The organism is Bradyrhizobium pachyrhizi, assembly GCF_001189245.1.
GTDB lineage: Bacteria > Pseudomonadota > Alphaproteobacteria > Rhizobiales > Xanthobacteraceae > Bradyrhizobium > Bradyrhizobium pachyrhizi.
Genome location: NZ_LFIQ01000124.1, coordinates 274,462 through 277,145, shown reverse-complemented (window position 1 = coordinate 277,145; position 2,684 = coordinate 274,462). Strand labels below are relative to the sequence as shown.

Below are 2,684 nucleotides of genomic sequence, written 5' to 3'. Positions count from 1 at the left end.
GCACTCGACGATCTCGACCAAGCGTCACCGGGTTCGAGTGCCCGAGATTCCTATGTACATCGATGCGCTGTTGGCCGACCAGCCGCTGACCGGCGGGCTCGAGCCGATGCTGGGTGCGGCCAACGTGCGGGTTCTGACGATCGTGGGCTTTCCGGGCGCCACGACCCCGGGGATCCTGGACGACCTGAATCGCTTGCCATTCTCTTATCGTTGGTCGACCCGGGCGATCATGCTCGACAAGACCGACGCCACCAAGCTGCTGACCAAGATTCGCCGGCAGTGGTTTGCCAAGCGAAAGTCCATCGGCGCCATCCTCAAGGAGGTCATGACGAACGAGGCATCGACGCTGCTTGATACCGACGCCCACAACAAGGCGCTTGATACCGACGCGGCGTTGCAGGAACTGGGGTCGGATCAGATCGGACAAGCCTTTGTTACGGCGACCATCACTGTCTGGGACCGCGATCCCAACACTGCCGATGAAAAGCTGAGGCTGGTCGAGAAAGTCATACAGGGCCGAGATTTCACCTGCATGATCGAGACCGTGAACGCCGTCGAAGCCTGGCTCGGCAGTCTGCCCGGGCACGTCTACGCCAATGTGCGGCAGCCGCCGGTCTCGACCCTCAACCTTGTGCATATGATTCCGATGTCGGCCGTGTGGGCGGGCGAGGCGAGGGACCTCCACTTCAAAGGCCCGCCTCTGTTGTTCGGCAAGACCGAGGGATCGACGCCGTTCCGATTCTCGCTCCACGTTGGCGACGTCGGTCATACCCTTGTGGTGGGACCGACAGGTGCTGGCAAGTCGGTGCTGCTCGCGCTGATGGCGCTACAGTTCAGGCGTTATCCGAACTCGCAGATCTTCGCGTTTGACTTCGGTGGTTCGATTCGAGCGGCCGCCCTCGCCATGGGTGGCGATTGGCATGATCTCGGCGGCTCATTGTCCGACGGAGGTGAACAACCCGTCGCCCTGCAGCCGCTGGCCTGGATTGATGATCCTTCCGAGCGCGGATGGGCCACGGAATGGATCGGCGCGATCCTGGCACGGGAAAAGATCGAGATCACCCCTGAGGTCAAGGATCATCTGTGGTCGGCGCTAACATCTCTCGCTTCAGCGCCGAGAGAGGAACGCACCCTCACGGGCCTGTCAGTCCTTCTTCAATTGAACTCCCTGAAGCGCGCCCTGCAACCATACTGCCTGGGCGGACCTTCCGGGCGCTTGCTCGATGCCGAATTCGAGCGTCTTGGCGAGGCGTCGGTCCAGGCCTTTGAGACCGAAGGCTTGATCGGAACGAGTGCTGCGCCGGCTGTGCTGGCGTATCTCTTCCATCGTATTGGTGATCATCTCGATGGCCGGCCGACACTCTTGATTGTCGATGAGGGCTGGCTCGCCCTCGATGATGAAGATTTTGCGGGGCAGCTCCGGGAATGGTTGAAGACGCTTCGGAAGAAGAACGCGTCCGTCATCTTCGCCACCCAGTCGCTTTCGGACATCGATGGCTCTGCGATCGCGCCCGCGATCATCGAAAGCTGCCCAACACGCTTGTTGCTGCCGAACGAACGGGCGATCGAACCGCAGATCACTGCCATCTACCGCCGTTTCGGCCTCAATGATCGCCAGATCGAGCTTCTGAGCCGAGCGACGCCGAAGCGCGACTACTACTGCCAGTCTCGTCGCGGCAACCGTATGTTTGAGCTCGGGCTTGGCGAGGTGGCACTCGCCTTCACCGCCGCCGCTTCGAAGACTGACCAAGCGAACGTCACGCGGCTCCTGGCTGAGCATGGACCTGATGGCTTCGTGCCGGCCTGGCTTCAACACCGTGGCGTCGCATGGGCGACGGATCTGATCCCCAATCTCGTCAATCTGGAGAAATCGCTATGAGGCGACTTGGCTCATTGCTGGCCGCTGGCACCATCGCTCTATCGCTTGGCGTTACGATGCCTGCACGGGCATTGATCGTCTTTGATCCCAACAACTACGTCCAGAATGTCCTGACGGCCGCGCGGGAGCTCCAGCAGATCAACAATCAGATCACCTCGTTGCAGAACGAGGCACAGATGCTGATCAATCAGGCGAAAAATCTGGCCAACCTGCCGTATTCGTCGCTGCAGCAACTGCAATCTTCGATCCAGCGGACCCAGCAATTGCTGGCCCAGGCGCAGCGCATCGCCTACGACGTGCAGCAGATCGACCGCGCCTTCTCGACCAGCTACGCGCCGGCCACCAACAGCCAGTCGAACCAAATGCTGATCTCGAACGCTCAATCGCGGTGGCAGAATTCGTATGCCGCAACGCAAGATGCGCTTCGCGTTCAGGCCGGCATCGTTGGCAATCTCGACACCAATCGCATCCAGACGTCTGCCCTCGTAACGTCGAGCCAGAGTGCCAGCGGCACCCTACAGGCAACTCAGGCCGGCAACCAGATCCTCGCACTTCAAGCGCAACAACTTGCCGATCTCACGGCGGCCGCCGCGGCGCAGGGCAGGGCGCAGAGCCTTGAGGCCGCTCGGCGCGCCTCGGCTCAAGATCAAGGACGAGAGCAGCTTCGGCGGTTCCTGACACCGGGGCAGGGCTATCAATCCTCCAACGTGCAGATGTTTCACTGATGACCGACGTAAAGGCATTCAAGGCCCTGTCGCTACTTACAACAATCGGCCTGGTGGTCGTCGCTGCCTGCACGATTCGA

2 protein-coding genes are annotated in these 2,684 nt (G+C 61.0%); both read left to right on the top strand.

Annotated elements, in window-relative coordinates; translation table 11 throughout:
* A partial coding sequence (gene trbE, locus AKL29_RS39785; RefSeq protein WP_244482682.1) for a conjugal transfer protein TrbE occupies positions 1 to 1,879 on the top strand: 1,879 nt, incomplete at its 5' end.
* Positions 1,876 to 2,604 (top strand): P-type conjugative transfer protein TrbJ, encoded by a 729-nt coding sequence (gene trbJ, locus AKL29_RS39780; protein ID WP_050387942.1) that lies wholly within the window; start codon positions 1,876 to 1,878, stop codon positions 2,602 to 2,604. The genes trbE and trbJ, both read left to right, overlap by 4 nt.
* The last annotated feature ends 80 nt before the right edge of the window (positions 2,605 to 2,684 follow it).

Coding starts and splice junctions, on each gene's coding strand:
- trbJ (WP_050387942.1), top strand. CDS start 1,876: ATGAGGCGACTTGGCTCATTGCTGGCCGCTGGCACCATCGCTCTATCG.